Origin of the sequence: Bacillus sp. JHAA, assembly GCF_036961585.1 — a bacterium.
Lineage (GTDB): Bacteria > Bacillota > Bacilli > Bacillales > Bacillaceae > Bacillus > Bacillus velezensis.
The window spans coordinates 89,893-104,853 of sequence record NZ_JBAMDE010000005.1 but is presented as its reverse complement, the minus strand read 5'-3'; the positions used below and the strand labels follow the sequence as shown (position 1 = coordinate 104,853).

Sequence of the window (14,961 nt, the reverse complement as noted above, 5' to 3'; positions counted from 1 at the left end):
GTATTTTCTGCAAAAAACTTTCTGAAGGATAAGAATGCGGTTATTCATCTGTTCATACAATGAAGCAAATGGGTTTTCGAGGTGGAAAGATATGGGGAGCTATTTAATCAAACCGGAGCTTGACGGGAATTATCCGTCAGTCAGTCATGGAAAGGGATCATATGTGTATGATCAGGAGGGGAACAAGTATCTTGACGGAGCATCGGGGGCGGTCACTTGCAATATCGGCCACGGCACGGAGGATATTATACAAGCTTTAAAAGAGCAGCTTGACTCCGTTTCGTTTGTGTATCGCTCGCAATTCACCAGTACTCCGGCAGAAGAACTCGCTTTATTTCTGGCGGATCATCTGCCGGGCGGGCTGAATTGGTCATTTTTTGTAAACAGCGGCTCAGAGGCAGTCGAAACAGCGATGAAAATGGCCGTTCAATATTGGCAGGAAAAAGGGCAATACCAAAAATCCGTCTTTCTATCAAGATGGGGCAGTTACCACGGCATTACTTTGGGAGCGCTTTCATTATCGGGGTTCTACGAACGGAGATACCGCTTCACCCAGTTGCTCGAACGGTTTCCTGCCGTTTCAGCGCCTAATATGTATCGTTCAGAGCTGCAGGGAGAGGAATTTGTGAAAGCTGCGGCGGCTGAACTGGAAACGGCTGTTCAGCGGATCGGTCCCTCATTTATCGCGGGATTTGTCGCAGAACCGATTGTCGGAGCAGCCGGGGCGGCCATCACTCCGCCGGCAGGTTATTATGAAGCGCTTGAGGATGTCTGCCGCCGGTACGGTATTTTGTTTATCGCGGATGAAGTCATGACGGGGCTCGGGAGAACAGGGCGGATGCTTGCTTCTGAGCATTGGAGGATCGCACCTGATATCGCGGTGCTCGGAAAAGGGTTAGGCGCCGGTTACGCTCCGATAGCGGCAGCCGTTGCGTCTGATGACATCATTGAAACGATCAAGCGGGGCTCCGGGGTCATTATGAGCGGACATACGTACAGTGCCAACCCATACTGTGCTAGAGCGGCGCTTGAAGTGCTTCGCTATGTTAAGAAACACGAGCTGCTTCGGCAGTCAGAGGAGAAAGGCGTAATGCTGAAGCGGAAATTAGAAGAAATCAAAGAGCGCAGCGGGGTGATTGGGGATGTCCGCGGTAAAGGCCTCCTGATCGGGGTTGAATTCGTTAAGGATAAAACGACGAAGGACGTTTTTTCGAAAAAACAGGCCTTCACCGAAAAAATCATTAAAGCGGCAAAAAAACGGGGCCTGCTTATTTACCCTGCAAAGCCCGGTATTGACAGCGGAGAAGGAGACGCCGTCATCATCGCCCCGCCGTTCACAATTTCATATGCCGAGCTGGATGAGCTGTCAGATCTATTTTCCCAGGCCGCAGAAGAAGTTGAAAAAATGATGAAGAAGGATTGAGCTGATATGTCTATTTTTCATAAAAAAATCGATATTCATGAAGCAATTGCCGATGTCAAGGACGAATCTGTCATTATGTTCGGCGGTTTTGGGGGAGTGGGTTCACCTCCGTCATTAATCGAAGCGATTTTGGAAAGCGGCGTTAAAGAGCTGACCGTCATCTGCAATGATGCCGGATTTCCGGAAATCGGCATCGGCCCGCTTATCGTTCATAAGCGGGTAAAAAGGCTGATCGCTTCCCATATCGGCTCAAATCCTGTCGCGGGCAGACAAATGACTGACGGAGCGCTTGAGGTGGAATTTTCGCCGCAAGGGACGCTTGCTGAACGGATTCGCGCAGGCGGAGCGGGGCTAGGCGGTATTTTAACTGATATCGGCATTGATAACGCAACCGTTTGTGAAAACAAAGAAACCGTAACGATTGACGGAAAGTCCTATTTAGTTGAAAAAGCGCTGACGGCTGATTTCGCTTTTGTGTCGGCACATACTGCTGATGAATTCGGGAATCTGACGTTTGACAAAACGGCGCGCAACATGAACCCTCTGATGGCTGCGGCGGCCGAAAGAACATTTGCTGAGGCGGCAGAGATTGTGCCTGCCGGCGAACTTGACAGCGAGCATATTGTAACGCCGGGCGTTTTCGTGGAGGGTGTCGTGCAAAGTGAAGGAGTGAAGTGGAAATGGGCTTGGGAATAGCGGAAAGAGAGAGTATCGCGAGGCGGGCCGCCAGTGAAGTTACCTCAGGTATGATTGTCAACCTGGGGATCGGCATTCCTTCTTTAGTGCCGAACTTTCTGCCGGCCGGCATGGAGGTCATGCTGCAGGCGGAAAACGGCGTCCTCGGGATCGGCGGCAGTCCGGAGCGCGGAGAGGAGGATGAGCTTTTATGCAATGCGGCCGGGTTTCCTGTCAGTACAGTTAAGGGTGCTTCCTATTTTGATTCAGCTCTGTCTTTTGCCATGATCAGAAAAGGGCTGATAGATATTACCATTTTAGGCGCGCTCCAAGTCAGCAGGACAGGTGATCTCGCCAATTGGCTCGTGCCGGGAAAAAAAGTGCCCGGAATGGGCGGGGCGATGGAGCTTGCCCAAGGCGCGAAAAAAGTGGTTGTCGTCATGAGCCACACCGATCAGAAAGGCCGGCCGAAGCTGGTCGAAAGCTGTTCATTGCCGCTTACAGCAGCGGGCTGTGCAGATCTCATCATTACAGAGAAAGCCGTCATCAGCATAGATGATGGGGCTTTTGTTCTTGAGGAACTGCTGAATGGCACGACCATAGACGATGTCATTCAAACAACGGATGCCGAGATCAGATTGGGAGAATGTTTTCTTAAAAGGGGGCCTGTCCATGGATCAATTAGAAAAGAAAGTCACTGAGTGGGCGGAAGAAAACACAGCAAAAGCGGTAAGCTTGCTGAAACGGCTGATCGGGGAAAAAAGCACGTTCGGCCATGAATTTAACGCACAGGCAGTCGTTTTAGAAAAACTGAGACAGTTTGACATGGATATTGATGTATGGGAGCCGAGTGTCAAACATTTGAAAGAGCATCCTTATTTTGTATCGGAACGCGAAGACTTCCATGAAAGCCCGAATATCACAGCCGTAAAGAAAGGGGCCGGGGGCGGAAGATCACTGATACTGAACGGACATATTGATGTTGTCCCGGAAGGAAATCCCGCCGCATGGACGTATGAACCGTTTACCGCTGTTGAAAAGGACGGCAAAGTTTACGGCCGCGGGTCAACGGATATGAAAGGCGGCAATACAGCTCTCTTGTTTGCGTTAGAAGCGCTTGAAGCCTGCGGGATTACGTTAAAAGGAGATGTCCTGTTTCAAAGTGTCGTAGATGAAGAGTGCGGCGGCGCGGGAACGCTGTCGGCTGTTATGAGGGGCTACAAGGCTGACGGGGCGCTTATTCCCGAACCGACTAATTTAAAGCTATTTGTTAAGCAGCAAGGGTCTATGTGGTTCCGCATTACGGTAAGGGGATTGTCCGCACACGGCGGCACCCGCTATGAAGGGGTGAGCGCCATTGAAAAAAGCCTGCATGTCATCACAGCCCTTAAAGAGCTTGAACACGTCCGCAACGCCCGTATCACAGACCCGCTTTATCGGGACGTTCCGATTCCGGTTCCCATTAATATCGGCACCGTCCAAGGGGGAACGTGGCCATCATCGGTAGCTGACCGTGTGGTGATAGAAGGCAGGTGCGGAATAGCGCCGGATGAAACGCCCGAAGCAGTAAAAGAAGAGCTCGCAAGCTGGCTGAAAGATTTGGAGTACCGGGATGAGTGGTTTAAACACCACCCGGCGGAAATAGAATGGTTTGGGGCTCAGTGGCTTCCGAATGATCTCCCGGATGAGGATCCGCTGATTTCCGCTCTGGAATCTTCTTTTGAGAAAATGAAAGGGGCAAAACCGGTTCGTGAAGCGTCCCCGTGGGGTACGGACGGAGGGCTTTTGCAGCACGCGGGACAGACGCCGGTCATCGTCTTCGGGCCGGGAGAAGTCAAGGCGGCGCATCAGGCGAATGAATACATTGAAATCCGGGCGTTAATCGATGCCGTCAAAATCATTTCTCTTTTTATCATGGAATGGTGCGGGGTGGCAGATGGGGGTGACGGAGCTGATAAAGGAACTGAGGGCTGAAAAGGGAGCGGCCGAGATTGATGCAGACCGTTTCAATGAGCGGCTCAGAGTCATTCGTTATGACGGACAGATCACGGCGCTTATTCCGGCCGTTTTGGCAGAAGCAAAGCAAGAAGGAGCCCAAAAGGTAATTTTCTTTGCCAAGCGCGGCGATGAGCCGGAATTTGTCAAGCATCTTTTTATTGTTGAGGGTGTCATAGACGGGTATTACAACGGGCATGAGGCTGTTGTGATGGTGCGCTATTTATCAGAGGAACGGAGACGGTCAGATTCATATGTATCAGAAGATTCGACTGTTGACCGTTTATATGAGACACCGCGGCGGGGACTGACTCAGACAGAAAGCGCGCTGATGTTCAGAAAAGCGGACGAAGATGATGCAGACCGTTTAACGCACTTATATAAACATGTTTTTCTTACCTATCCGACTCCTGTCTTTAATCCCCTTTATATTAAAAAAACAATGAGAGAAAACACCATCTATTATGCCGCATTCGATCAGGATCGTCTTATTGGGGCGGCAAGCGCAGATATCAATCCGGTATTGGGGCACGCTGAAATGACCGATTGCGCGGTTCTGTCAGATTACAGGGGGAACTCCGTAACGGCACACTTGTTTAAAGCGTTGGAGCAGGAACTCGCGGGCCGGGGAATCATCCATCTTTTTTCCTTGGCCCGTGCAGCGTCTTACGGGATGAATGCCGTTTTGTATCATGCCGGATACGGCTACAGAGGCAGGCTTGTGAACAACTGCCGCATTTCAGAAGGGCTCGAAAATATGAATATATGGTGCAAGACTTTACGTTTGGCCATTCATAAGGAGGAATTCGTTTGACAAACAAATGGTTTCAGCCGAAGCGTCATTGGAAGGAGATTGAATTGTGGAAAGATGTGCCGGAAGACAAGTGGAATGATTGGCTGTGGCAGCTCACCCATACTGTAAGAACCGTCGATGACCTGAAAAAAGTCATTCATTTGACCGAAGAGGAAGAAGAAGGCGTCAGGATGTCTGTAAAAACCATTCCCCTGAACATTACGCCTTATTATGCTTCTTTAATGGATCCCGATAACCCGAGATGTCCGATCCGCATGCAGTCCGTGCCGCTGTCAGAAGAAATGCACAAAACGAAATATGACCTTGAAGATCCGCTGTTTGAAGATGAAGATTCACCGGTTCCCGGGCTTACGCACCGCTATCCCGACCGCGTTCTTTTTCTGGTGACAAATCAATGCTCGATGTATTGCCGATATTGCACAAGAAGGCGTTTTTCCGGACAGATCGGAATGGGGGTGCCGAAAAAACAGCTCGATGCGGCAATCGCTTACATCCGGGAAACGCCGGAAATCCGTGACTGCCTGATTTCCGGCGGAGACGGGCTTTTAATCAACGATCAGATTCTGGAATATATTTTAAAAAACCTGCGTGACATTCCCCACCTTGAAATTATCCGGATCGGAACGAGAGCGCCCGTCGTATTTCCGCAGCGGATAACAGATAACCTTTGTCAGATTTTGAAAAAATATCATCCGGTCTGGCTGAACACTCATTTTAATACGAGCATCGAACTGACGGAAGAATCGGTTGCGGCGTGTGAAAAGCTCGTTAACGCAGGTGTTCCGGTCGGTAACCAGGCCGTTATTTTAGCAGGTATTAACGATTCGGTGCCGATTATGAAAAAACTCATGCATGATTTAGTGAAAATCCGCGTGCGTCCGTATTATATTTATCAATGTGATTTGTCAGAGGGGATCGGCCATTTCAGAGCGCCTGTGTCAAAAGGGCTGGAAATCATTGAAGGACTGAGGGGCCACACAACGGGCTTTGCCGTGCCGACCTTTGTCGTCGACGCCCCGGGCGGAGGCGGTAAAATCGCCCTGCAGCCGAACTACTTGCTCTCCCAAAGTCCGGAGAAAGTTGTGATCAGAAACTTCGAAGGGGTGATTACATCTTATCCCGAGCCGGAAAACTATATCCCGAATCAAGCCGACGACTATTTTGAATCTGTTTTTCCGGGAACGATGGCCAAACACGAGCCGGTCGGACTGAGCGCCATTTTCGCGGACAAAGAGGTTTCGTTCACACCGGAAAATGTATCGAGGATCGACAGGAGGAAAACGTTTACATCAAACCCTGATCATGAAACGCTGAAAGACCGCAGGGAAAAGAGAGATGAATTGAAAGAAAAGAAATTTATTGCACAGCAAAAGAAAGAGCAAAAAGCAGGATCGGAAGTCGGAGGTGAGTCGCCGTGAAGCCATGCGAGTGGTGCGGCAATCAGAAGGCGTCAGCTAGTCAGGCGGCTGTGTACTGGGAGCTTCCTGACGGTACGAGGGCCATAGAAATTACAGAAACACCCGCATTCGCCTGTTCCTCCTGCGGCATGACTTATCAGGAGGAAGCGGTCATAGCGGAAATCGAAAATCAGCTTTTTTTAGTCGAAGCAAAAAAATTACCGGAAACACTCACATATCAAGAGCTGATGGAGACAGAACGGATCTTGAAACGAAATTATTTTGACTTCTCCTAGTCTTCTTTTGTTGTAATTTCACACTTGAATTGTATAATAGTACAACAAAAGACAGTCATCAGGAGGGGAAACCCATGAAATCCTTTTATCACTATTTGATGAAATACAGGCATCCCAAGCCGCAGGACGCAATCAGCCAGTTTGCGAATCAGGCATACGAAGATCACGGCTTTCCGAAAACGTCAAGCGATTATCACGAGCTCAGTTCTTATTTAGAACTGAGCGCCGACTATTTAGAAACGATGGCGACATTTGATGAAGCTTGGGAAAAATATGAGACCGAGGTGCATCACGCCTGACGAAAAACCGCACATTGTGCGGTTTTTTTCTGTTGCAAATATGCAGCCTGAATTGAATCTCCATACACCTTCGATGATTTGTTTCACGGCAAATCTTGAACATCACGGCGGTGATATTGTCAACATGCCTTCGGGCCGGGTATTTACCTTTGCGTCATAGAGAAAAAAACAAAGACTCATAAAAAATAGAAGCTTTTTGTCTCAGCATTGTTACTGCTCATTCGATCGAGAGCGGAATGTCATCGGACGCTTCTGTTACGGTAAGTGAAAAAACGCACAAGCATGTTGCGGTTTTTGCCATTTTGAACAGGTACAGAAATAGATATTTCCTGTGGTTTTCATGCCCATGCGAAATGATGGCGGCCGGCATACGATAGCGTATGACAGTCCGCGGCAAGGGGGAGACAGCATGAAGCCAGATAAACCGAAATTTCAAGTGGGAGACATCGTGGTCGTCGTGATGTACGGAACCGTCGGCACCATTACGAAGGTTCATCAAATTGATAAACATTATCTTTACGAAGTCAATCATAATGAAGTGCTTTATTTTGAATCGTCCATCCAGCTTTATAAAGATTATGAGGGCGTGATCGTCGATATGGAAAAATTGGATATTGAATATGAATTTCTGATCGGCGACGTAGTATATGTAAAGGACTACGGAAAGGAATTATTCCGTGTCATCGGCCACAGAACTGAAATATGGAGATATTTAGAGGATGGCTGGGAGGATATTATTTATGAGCTGACTCGGCTGAAAGACGGAGAGTGGCTTGAAACGGAGGAAGAGGATCTCACGCTGGTTCTGAGAAAATATGAAATGGATCAGTTTGTACATCAGCTGCTGTTTGTCCACTATGTTGGGGAAGCATCTCATGAGATCGGCGAGGATACCGTCGCGTCTGCTCTTCTTCAGTTTGAAGGCGATGCTGATGATCCCGATGCCCTGCATGTGCTGGCGGTATCGATTGTAGATGAGCTGCTTGATATTTATAACGATTATAAGATTCTTTATCATTTGTTCGGTGACGAAGAATATAAAGATATGATGAATTTTGTGCTGGAAAGCCTGCGGGAGCATTTCAGCTAGCCGGCAAAAAAACGGACGGTGACATATAAAAACCAGGGCAGACAGCCGGCAAAGATTACAAACGACATTCCTTTCAGCACTTTTTCCAATACGATATCAAATCCATCTCCGTCCAATAAAGCCATCATTTTCGTCATCATCTTTTCTCCCTCCGGGGCTTGTTTTTTAAAAGTATATGAGCGGACAAAACGTTTAGAACTTTCGGGTATAATTTGAACGGTTTTTTCATAAAACATAAAAAAGGAGGCGGTGTTTGCATGAAAGAAATAGATCTTGTGATTGACACAGAAGAAATAGCTGATTATTTTTACAGTCAGCTTGCTATGCGCGGGTACATACCGAGTGAAGAGGAAATCTTCGAAATAGCCGACATCACCTTTGATTATTTATTAGAAAAATGTATGATAGACGAAGAGCTTGATGAAGACTGAAACTGCGGAACCGAAGTGAAAAAGCTTCGGTTTTTTCAATCAGCTCGGGAGAATGAAACATGGGGGGAAAACGTTGTACAAGCCAGCAAGTCTTTTCGCATTGTTTATTCTGCTCGCAGCAGCGATCCGGATAGAAGCCGTCCAGGTTTTTGATGAGCGTCTCATAGAAGCGGCTGTCAGGATCAGGGCTCCCTGGCTGAATGAATTGATGTTATGGATAACGGAGCTCGGCACGACCGCGGTGCTTTTGCCGCTTCTTCTTTTGACAGGCGCGGCTCTGTATATGTACAAAAAAACGCCGGATGTTGTTTTTTTGCCGCTTCTCTTTCTCATTGAACGGATTGTAAACATAAAAATAAAAGAATTGATTGAAAGAGCCAGACCCGCTTTTGAACCGCTCGTCCATGAAACCTCATACAGTTTTCCGAGCGGCCACTCCATGAATTCGGCAGTGATGTATCCCGTCATCGCTTACTTTTTGATCAAGCATGTTCCGTTTTTCACGAAAAGAAAACGGGCCGTCACCGTTTTTACCGGGGTTCTCGTCATTCTGATCGGATTCAGCAGAATTTATTTGGGCGCGCATTTTCCGACGGATGTGCTTGCCGGATTCAGTCTCGGACTTTGCCTCGTTTCGCTTTTTGCGCTCTTTGACGAAAAGTATCATCCGTTTCGACAAAAATAGAGACAGGAGAAATGAGAAAAAACGCTAATACTATTAAGAAATAAGAGGGAGGGATCTTGATGCTGTTATCGCTGCCCGTGTTTAAAAAAAAGATTTGCGCCTATGATGTGACGATTTTTCAAACACCCCGCTACGGCGAGAAAAAGGGATACAGGGTCGTCTATCGGACAGAGCTGGCCGCTGACAATCATCAAGACGCACTGGAAAGGGCATTTTCTGTTTTTAATGTGCCTGATACGGTCCCAAACGACTATCAAGCCAGATTCATAGCGACCGGAGATGTCATACTCATAGACGAAGGAAGAAAAGGAAAGACCTATTACAGGCTTAACCCTGCGGGATGGAGCAAAATTAACCGGCTGCTCGTCCAGCCGAGGTAAGACGGGGCCGGCTGAATCTTCAGCCGGCTTCCGTATTGTCTGGGAAAGACAGTGTTAAGGCTTCCGTTTAGCGGCGGAATGCTCTTTTCCATGCGCTTCATCAGCTGCAATGACGTCTGAAACGGGCACGTGATTGTTCTTTTTCTGGCCGGTCACCCGGTTGCGCTGTTTTTTGCCCATTATGTTCACTCCTTTTTCTTTAGGCTTGTCATCCCGCATATTCTGCCCAAGATCGCCCTGATCATGCTGATGATTGTCTCTTACCGTTATTCAGTGTACAATGGGTGGGAGTTTGAATAGGCAGGAGGAAAAGGAAATGAGTGTACATATAAACGCAGAAAAAGGCCAAATTGCGGATACAGTGCTTTTGCCGGGAGATCCGCTCCGAGCGAAATTTATTGCGGAAACTTATCTTGAAAATGTGGAATGCTATAATGAAGTCAGAGGAATGTACGGATTTACGGGTACATATAACGGCAAAAAAGTATCAGTCCAAGGCACCGGCATGGGTGTTCCGTCTATCTCTATTTATGTGAATGAACTGATTCAAAGCTATGATGTTCAAAACTTAATCAGAGTCGGCTCATGCGGAGCCATCCGTAATGACGTGAAGGTGCGTGACGTGATTTTGGCTATGACGTCTTCAACTGATTCACAGATGAACCGTGTCGCCTTCGGCAGTGTAGATTATGCTCCTTGCGCAGACTTCGAACTGCTTCATAAAGCGTACCAGGAAGCGCAAAAAAACAATCTTCCCGTAGCGGTCGGAAGCGTATTCACCGCCGATCAGTTTTACAATGAAGACTCCCAAATCGAAAAGCTTGCCAGATACGGCGTTCTCGGCGTAGAGATGGAAACGACTGCTTTATATACGCTTGCCGCTAAATACGGCAAAAAAGCGCTGTCTATCCTGACTGTAAGCGATCACGTATTAACGGGAGAAGAAACAACGGCAGAAGAGCGTCAAACGACTTTTCATGATATGATTAAACTGGCGCTGCATACTGTATCGTAAACTTGAGATGAGGGTTATGCTGATTAAAGCAGCCCTCTTCTTTATGCATCGCCCTGATTCAAAAAAAGAAAGGTAAGTGTAAAATGAAGAAATCCACTAAATGGTTCTCGCTCGCTGCCGCTCTCAGCGTAACCGCAATCGTGGGAACCGGCTGCAGCATTTCAGGCGGCGACAGCCACAAGGACACAAAAACAGCAGCTGAAACAAAACAATCAGATGACACATCAAGCAAAAAAACAACGAAGGCAGAAAACAGCGATTTTGTATTGGAGAGCAAATATTTTAATGATATTAAAGAAGTGAACGGGCTTGAGACCATTCAAAACCCGACAAATACACTTGCGCTCGTGAATAAGACATACACGCTGCCGGGAGATTATAAACCGAATGATCTCGTGATCCCGAAAGTCGAATTTTCTTTTACTGAGAAAATCGAGAAACGATATATCCGCAAACCTGCCGCCGATGCTTTGGCGGAACTATTCAGCGCCGGGAAAAAAGAAGGTTATGACCTGGTTGCCGTTTCAGGATACCGCTCTTATGACAGACAGAAAGTTATTTTCGATAATGAAGTCAGTCTGAAAGGTGAAAAAAAGGCGAAAGAAGCCGTCGCATATCCAGGGCAAAGCGAACACCAGACGGGGCTTGCCATGGACATTTCCAGCAAAAGCAACGGATATGAGCTGAATGAAGCGTTCGGAAACACGGCGGACGGCAAATGGGTGAAAGACCATGCGTATGAATACGGCTTTATCATCCGCTATCCTAAAGGCAAAGAAAATGTCACAAAGTATGAGTATGAACCATGGCATTTACGCTATGTAGGCAAAAAAGCGGCAAAAGCCATCCATGACCATCAATTAACGCTTGAAGAATATTTTAATGAAGTAAAGAAAGTGTAATAAGAAGAAGCCCGCTTGAAAAATAGAAAGCGGGCTTTCTTTATTACCAGAAGAGTAAACCTCCAAGCGCAAATCCGGTAATTAAACCAAGGCCGATACCGTAGGCTGCTCCCCAGCCTCCCCAGCCTCCCCAATAGCCGAACCCGTATCCTCTGTGACGGCCGCCGACAGGGGCGATATACACTTTGCTGTTAGTCACCCGTACGATTCTTCCGACGTGGACTCTGCCGTTTCGTTCTGTAATTCTTGCTACTTTTCCTTGGTGCTGCCGGCAAAGATGATAATAGTTTTGCATCTTTTCTCCTCCTATCCAACCTATCTTTCTATGTCAGCTTATGATAGAGTGCGGTAAAAAGGTTGGACGAAAACAGGAGGACAATCGCCGTTTTACTTGTAAGCGACAAAAGCGCAGTGTCCCATATATTCACGGTACGTCTGCATAAGCTCGTAATGAGCCGTCAGCGTATCGTAGTGAACCGGCTGAATAACGGGCGATAAATCCATTTCTGTAGTCGGCTCCTGCGCATTGTTTTCAAAGACAGCGGGAATGAAATCCGCTTTCTGAAAGCCTTGCTTAAGCAATCTCTGTTTCCATGCCGTTTCATCCTGCAATACGGTAAAACCGTAGAAGTCTTTTATCTGCGTGATGGCGTTTTCCGGCATGGGCTTTTGTAAAGCAGCTTCAATGCCGATCAGCATACCCCCGGGTTTAAGGACCCGCAGGATTTCAGACAGCGATGAATCAAGATTTGAAAAGGTGAGAACTGATTCGGAAAGAACGGCGGAAAATTGATTTTCAGCAAACGGAAGCCGCTCAAGCTCCGCCAAATAGCCCGGAATGGTTAAGCCTTCAGCGGCAAATCGTTTTGCTGCTTTTTCAAGCATAAGGGGATCCTTATCAACACAGGTGACGGGGTACAGCAGGTGGCCGAGATAAGCGGCCGTCTGTCCCGTTCCGCAGCCGGCGTCAAGAATCGGTTCGCCAGGAGGAGGAGCCGCTTTTGTGAGAACGGCTTTGGAAAAAGCGAGCCCGCCGGGGTGAGCCCCTCCGACTCCGAATAAGGACAGCATTTCTAAATATTTGCTCAAAGGCCGAATCCTCCTTTTTTCCTCAGCATATGTTGAGAGAAAAGCATAGGTTTGGGTAAACGGGAAAGAAGGGCGCCTCACGTTTGAAGTTGACGAATGAGCGTTCGTCTATGATAATAATGTAAGAATAAAAAGGTGGTGTTTTCTTGAAGCGGCAATTTAAACTGTTTTTTATTATATTGATCACCGCGGTCGCAGCCTCGGCGCTTACGCTGTTTATCACGGGCAATACGACCATTTTCGGACAAGGCTCGGCTGCTTTGACGAACAGCAAATTTGAGAAATTCAATAAAGCCTACGAGCAGATTAAAAGTGATTACTATCAAAAAACAGATGACAGCAAATTAGTAGACGGAGCGATAAAAGGCATGATCAGTTCCCTGGATGATCCATATTCTTCTTATATGGACCCGCAGGAAGGAAAGTCTTTTGAAGAAACCATTTCCGCTTCGTTTGAAGGCATCGGCGCACAAGTGGAAGAAAAGGACGGCAGCATCCTGATCGTATCGCCGATTAAAGGGTCACCCGCGGAAAAAGCGGGGGTTAAACCGAATGACCAGATCTTGAAGGTCAACGGCAAAAGCGTTAAAGGCCTTAATGTAAACGAAGCCGTCGCATTAATCCGCGGCAAAAAGGGAACAAACGTCAAGCTTGTGCTGCACAGAGCGGGTGTCGGCGATCTGAACCTGTCGATCAAACGTGACACCATTCCGGTTGAAACGGTGTACTCTGAAATGAAAAAAGGAGACATCGGCGAAATCCAAATCACATCCTTCTCCGAATCGACGGCAAAAGAGCTGAATTCAGCCATTGACAGCCTCGAAAAACAAGGAGCGAAAGGATACATTCTCGATTTAAGGGGCAACCCGGGCGGACTGATGGATGAAGCCATCAAAATGAGCAACATGTTTATCGATAAAGGGAAAAATATCATGCAGGTCGAATACAAAGACGGCACGAAAGAAGTCATGAAAGCGACGAAAGAGCGAAAAGTGACAAAACCGACAGTCGTCCTCGTCAATGACGGCACCGCGAGCGCCGCGGAAATCATGTCGGCTGCGCTGCATGAATCATCGGGCATTCCGCTGATCGGCGAGAAAACGTTCGGAAAAGGAACCGTGCAGACGGCAAAAGATTACAGCGACGGTTCTACCGTTAAACTGACAATCGCTAAATGGCTGACAGCGGACGGAGAGTGGATTCATAAAAAAGGCATCAAACCGCAATATCAGGTTAAGCTTCCTGAATATGCGAACCTGCCGTATTTAGATGCGAAAAAAACATACAAATACGGGGATTCCGGAACCACCGTCACCAATGCGCAAAAAATGCTGAAAGCGCTGGGGTACAGCGTGAAAGTAAACGGCACGTATGATAAAGCATTTGAACAAGCCGTTAAACAATTCCAAGCAAAAGAGAAACTGAAACAAACAGGCATTATAAAGGGAGACACAACGGCAAAATTGATGACGGATCTGCAAAAACAGCTTGCGGACAACGATACACAAATGAAAAAAGCCGTTGAAACATTAAATAAGAATATGAAATAGTAAAAAACACCCGATGCGCCGCTCGCGCATTGGGTGTTTTCTGTTTGCGAAAAGCCCGTCTTATGTCGTTTCCTGTTCAAAAAGGTGGCTGTTCGCCTGAATGAAAAACTGTGATTGCTCATAGTGATAGGTGACTTTTGAGAAGTCAAACGGCTGGCCGTTGGTTAAATGAAAAATCGTTTCAACACAAAGCTTAGGCGCTCCTGTAAACAGACCTAAGTACTCCGCTTCTTCCTCATTTAACATCCCCGCGTACAGATATAAATCTGAAAAACCGCGCTTTAACCCGAGACCTTCTCTAATATAATCAAATATTGATTCTGCCACGATCTCTTTATTCAAATACGTAATAATCGATTTGTTGTAAAATGACTCTTCGATACACAATGTCAGCCCATCAATATATCGGATTCGCTTGACATAATACACGTCGCCGTCAGGCGGCATATTCAGATTTTGGGCAGCCTCAGGCGTGGGTTTTCTCACTTCCAGCGCTAATAATTTGGAAGTGACATTAAAATCTTCAAGTGATTCTTTAAATCCCTGATTAGAAAGCAGACTGATATACCCTTTTCTTTTATTCCGTCTGACAAAAATGCCGCTTCCCCTCACTTGAAACACAATCCCCTTTTTTTCTAATAAATCTAAGGACTTGGTGATCGTGCTTTTGCTCACGTTAAACCGGCTCATTAAGGTTTGCAGCACAGGCAGTTTATCCCCTTGCTGCAGCTGATGTTCTTCTATGTATTTTTCAATATCTATCGCGATTTGCTGGTATTTTAACATATACATTCCTCATTCATTTATTGTCCCGCTTCTTCCAGAATTATAGCATAATCGTTTTTAAAAGCCATTTCGTAAATTAACTATAATTGTTTATGTATTGATAAATTATACCGGTACAATTATAATGTAAACGT

At 46.9% G+C, this 14,961-nt stretch carries 20 protein-coding genes; 15 read left to right on the top strand and 5 right to left on the bottom strand.

All coding sequences use genetic code 11. The features are described from left to right. The first annotated feature begins 91 nt into the window (after nt 1-91). The 9 genes from V7728_RS12995 (at nt 92) to V7728_RS12955 (ending at nt 7,989) form a co-directional block, all read left to right on the top strand. Nucleotides 92-1,423 (top strand): aspartate aminotransferase family protein, encoded by a 1,332-nt coding sequence (locus tag V7728_RS12995; RefSeq protein WP_099566848.1) that lies wholly within the window; start codon nt 92-94, stop codon nt 1,421-1,423. A 6-nt stretch (nt 1,424-1,429) separates the two neighbouring features. After that, a complete protein-coding gene (locus V7728_RS12990; protein WP_015240035.1) occupies nt 1,430-2,119 on the top strand; it encodes a CoA transferase subunit A in 690 nt (229 codons plus the stop codon). Next, nucleotides 2,104-2,799, top strand: a complete 696-nt coding sequence (locus V7728_RS12985) for a 3-oxoacid CoA-transferase subunit B (RefSeq protein ID WP_015240034.1) — start codon at nt 2,104-2,106, stop codon at nt 2,797-2,799. Before V7728_RS12990 ends, V7728_RS12985 begins: the two co-directional genes overlap by 16 nt. Then, the gene (locus V7728_RS12980; protein WP_373467079.1) at nt 2,771-4,072 is read left to right on the top strand and encodes a peptidase; all 1,302 of its coding nucleotides are present in this window, start codon (nt 2,771-2,773) and stop codon (nt 4,070-4,072) included. Before V7728_RS12985 ends, V7728_RS12980 begins: the two co-directional genes overlap by 29 nt. Continuing rightward, nucleotides 4,035-4,907: a putative beta-lysine N-acetyltransferase gene (gene ablB, locus V7728_RS12975; RefSeq protein ID WP_099566847.1), complete on the top strand. Its 873-nt coding sequence runs from the start codon at nt 4,035-4,037 to the stop codon at nt 4,905-4,907. Before V7728_RS12980 ends, ablB begins: the two co-directional genes overlap by 38 nt. Continuing rightward, nucleotides 4,904-6,325 carry a lysine 2,3-aminomutase gene (gene ablA / locus V7728_RS12970; RefSeq protein WP_082998638.1) on the top strand — a complete coding sequence of 474 codons (1,422 nt, stop codon included), beginning with the start codon at nt 4,904-4,906 and terminating at the stop codon, nt 6,323-6,325. Before ablB ends, ablA begins: the two co-directional genes overlap by 4 nt. Then, nucleotides 6,322-6,600, top strand: a complete 279-nt coding sequence (locus V7728_RS12965) for a YokU family protein (protein WP_099566846.1) — start codon at nt 6,322-6,324, stop codon at nt 6,598-6,600. The genes ablA and V7728_RS12965 overlap by 4 nt, the downstream gene beginning before the upstream one ends. A gap of 74 nt (nt 6,601-6,674) precedes the next feature. Further along, on the top strand, nt 6,675-6,899 hold the full coding sequence (locus V7728_RS12960; protein WP_007407941.1) for a YozE family protein: 225 nt from the start codon (nt 6,675-6,677) through the stop codon (nt 6,897-6,899). 409 nt (nt 6,900-7,308) lie between these two features. Continuing rightward, nucleotides 7,309-7,989 carry a hypothetical protein gene (locus tag V7728_RS12955; RefSeq protein ID WP_003153690.1) on the top strand — a complete coding sequence of 227 codons (681 nt, stop codon included), beginning with the start codon at nt 7,309-7,311 and terminating at the stop codon, nt 7,987-7,989. Here the strand turns inward: V7728_RS12955 and V7728_RS12950 are convergent. Then, nucleotides 7,986-8,129, bottom strand: a complete 144-nt coding sequence (locus V7728_RS12950) for a hypothetical protein (protein WP_012117771.1) — start codon at nt 8,127-8,129, stop codon at nt 7,986-7,988. The genes V7728_RS12955 and V7728_RS12950 overlap by 4 nt on opposite strands. Before the next feature lie 117 nt (nt 8,130-8,246). Between V7728_RS12950 and V7728_RS12945 the strand changes: the two genes are divergently transcribed. The 3 genes from V7728_RS12945 to V7728_RS12935 all read left to right on the top strand — a co-directional run bounded on the left by V7728_RS12945 (nt 8,247) and on the right by V7728_RS12935 (nt 9,485). Then, on the top strand, nt 8,247-8,420 hold the full coding sequence (locus V7728_RS12945; protein WP_003153696.1) for a YozD family protein: 174 nt from the start codon (nt 8,247-8,249) through the stop codon (nt 8,418-8,420). 73 nt (nt 8,421-8,493) lie between these two features. Next, nucleotides 8,494-9,105 carry a phosphatase PAP2 family protein gene (locus tag V7728_RS12940; protein WP_099566845.1) on the top strand — a complete coding sequence of 204 codons (612 nt, stop codon included), beginning with the start codon at nt 8,494-8,496 and terminating at the stop codon, nt 9,103-9,105. Between the two features lie 59 nt (nt 9,106-9,164). Further along, nucleotides 9,165-9,485, top strand: coding sequence for a YodL domain-containing protein (locus V7728_RS12935; RefSeq protein ID WP_012117769.1), 321 nt, complete (start codon nt 9,165-9,167; stop codon nt 9,483-9,485). 54 nt (nt 9,486-9,539) lie between these two features. Here the strand turns inward: V7728_RS12935 and V7728_RS12930 are convergent, their stop codons facing one another. Then, nucleotides 9,540-9,665: a hypothetical protein gene (locus tag V7728_RS12930; RefSeq protein ID WP_003153701.1), complete on the bottom strand. Its 126-nt coding sequence runs from the start codon at nt 9,663-9,665 to the stop codon at nt 9,540-9,542. A gap of 136 nt (nt 9,666-9,801) precedes the next feature. On the opposite strand from V7728_RS12930, the gene deoD reads away from it, so the two are divergent. Beyond that, nucleotides 9,802-10,500 carry a purine-nucleoside phosphorylase gene (gene deoD / locus V7728_RS12925; RefSeq protein ID WP_003153702.1) on the top strand — a complete coding sequence of 233 codons (699 nt, stop codon included), beginning with the start codon at nt 9,802-9,804 and terminating at the stop codon, nt 10,498-10,500. A gap of 83 nt (nt 10,501-10,583) precedes the next feature. Next, complete coding sequence (locus V7728_RS12920; protein ID WP_007407945.1) at nt 10,584-11,402, top strand: M15 family metallopeptidase; 819 nt, start codon at nt 10,584-10,586, stop codon at nt 11,400-11,402. A gap of 43 nt (nt 11,403-11,445) precedes the next feature. On the opposite strand, the gene V7728_RS12915 is transcribed toward V7728_RS12920, so the two are convergent. Together V7728_RS12915 and V7728_RS12910 are read right to left on the bottom strand one after the other, a co-directional pair. Further along, a complete protein-coding gene (locus V7728_RS12915) occupies nt 11,446-11,697 on the bottom strand; it encodes a hypothetical protein (RefSeq protein ID WP_007612011.1) in 252 nt (83 codons plus the stop codon). Between the two features lie 92 nt (nt 11,698-11,789). After that, nucleotides 11,790-12,491 (bottom strand): class I SAM-dependent methyltransferase, encoded by a 702-nt coding sequence (locus V7728_RS12910; RefSeq protein WP_099566844.1) that lies wholly within the window; start codon nt 12,489-12,491, stop codon nt 11,790-11,792. Nucleotides 12,492-12,637: 146 nt separating this feature from the next. On the opposite strand from V7728_RS12910, the gene ctpA reads away from it, so the two are divergent. Next, complete coding sequence (gene ctpA, locus V7728_RS12905; RefSeq protein WP_039254848.1) at nt 12,638-14,041, top strand: carboxy-terminal processing protease CtpA; 1,404 nt, start codon at nt 12,638-12,640, stop codon at nt 14,039-14,041. A gap of 60 nt (nt 14,042-14,101) precedes the next feature. On the opposite strand, the gene V7728_RS12900 is transcribed toward ctpA, so the two are convergent. Next, nucleotides 14,102-14,827, bottom strand: coding sequence for a GntR family transcriptional regulator (locus V7728_RS12900; RefSeq protein ID WP_007407949.1), 726 nt, complete (start codon nt 14,825-14,827; stop codon nt 14,102-14,104). Nucleotides 14,828-14,961 lie beyond the last annotated feature (134 nt).

What these genes read in the sequence shown, in the direction of transcription:
- V7728_RS12995 (WP_099566848.1), top strand. Translation starts at nt 92, where the DNA reads ATGGGGAGCTATTTAATCAAACCGGAGCTTGACGGGAATTATCCGTCA.
- V7728_RS12990 (WP_015240035.1), top strand. Translation starts at nt 1,430, where the DNA reads ATGTCTATTTTTCATAAAAAAATCGATATTCATGAAGCAATTGCCGAT.
- V7728_RS12985 (WP_015240034.1), top strand. Translation starts at nt 2,104, where the DNA reads ATGGGCTTGGGAATAGCGGAAAGAGAGAGTATCGCGAGGCGGGCCGCC.
- V7728_RS12980 (WP_373467079.1), top strand. Translation starts at nt 2,771, where the DNA reads ATGGATCAATTAGAAAAGAAAGTCACTGAGTGGGCGGAAGAAAACACA.
- ablB (WP_099566847.1), top strand. Translation starts at nt 4,035, where the DNA reads ATGGGGGTGACGGAGCTGATAAAGGAACTGAGGGCTGAAAAGGGAGCG.
- V7728_RS12960 (WP_007407941.1), top strand. Translation starts at nt 6,675, where the DNA reads ATGAAATCCTTTTATCACTATTTGATGAAATACAGGCATCCCAAGCCG.
- V7728_RS12955 (WP_003153690.1), top strand. Translation starts at nt 7,309, where the DNA reads ATGAAGCCAGATAAACCGAAATTTCAAGTGGGAGACATCGTGGTCGTC.
- V7728_RS12950 (WP_012117771.1), bottom strand. Translation starts at nt 8,129, where the DNA reads ATGATGACGAAAATGATGGCTTTATTGGACGGAGATGGATTTGATATC.
- V7728_RS12945 (WP_003153696.1), top strand. Translation starts at nt 8,247, where the DNA reads ATGAAAGAAATAGATCTTGTGATTGACACAGAAGAAATAGCTGATTAT.
- V7728_RS12935 (WP_012117769.1), top strand. Translation starts at nt 9,165, where the DNA reads ATGCTGTTATCGCTGCCCGTGTTTAAAAAAAAGATTTGCGCCTATGAT.
- V7728_RS12930 (WP_003153701.1), bottom strand. Translation starts at nt 9,665, where the DNA reads ATGGGCAAAAAACAGCGCAACCGGGTGACCGGCCAGAAAAAGAACAAT.
- deoD (WP_003153702.1), top strand. Translation starts at nt 9,802, where the DNA reads ATGAGTGTACATATAAACGCAGAAAAAGGCCAAATTGCGGATACAGTG.
- V7728_RS12920 (WP_007407945.1), top strand. Translation starts at nt 10,584, where the DNA reads ATGAAGAAATCCACTAAATGGTTCTCGCTCGCTGCCGCTCTCAGCGTA.
- V7728_RS12915 (WP_007612011.1), bottom strand. Translation starts at nt 11,697, where the DNA reads ATGCAAAACTATTATCATCTTTGCCGGCAGCACCAAGGAAAAGTAGCA.
- V7728_RS12900 (WP_007407949.1), bottom strand. Translation starts at nt 14,827, where the DNA reads ATGTTAAAATACCAGCAAATCGCGATAGATATTGAAAAATACATAGAA.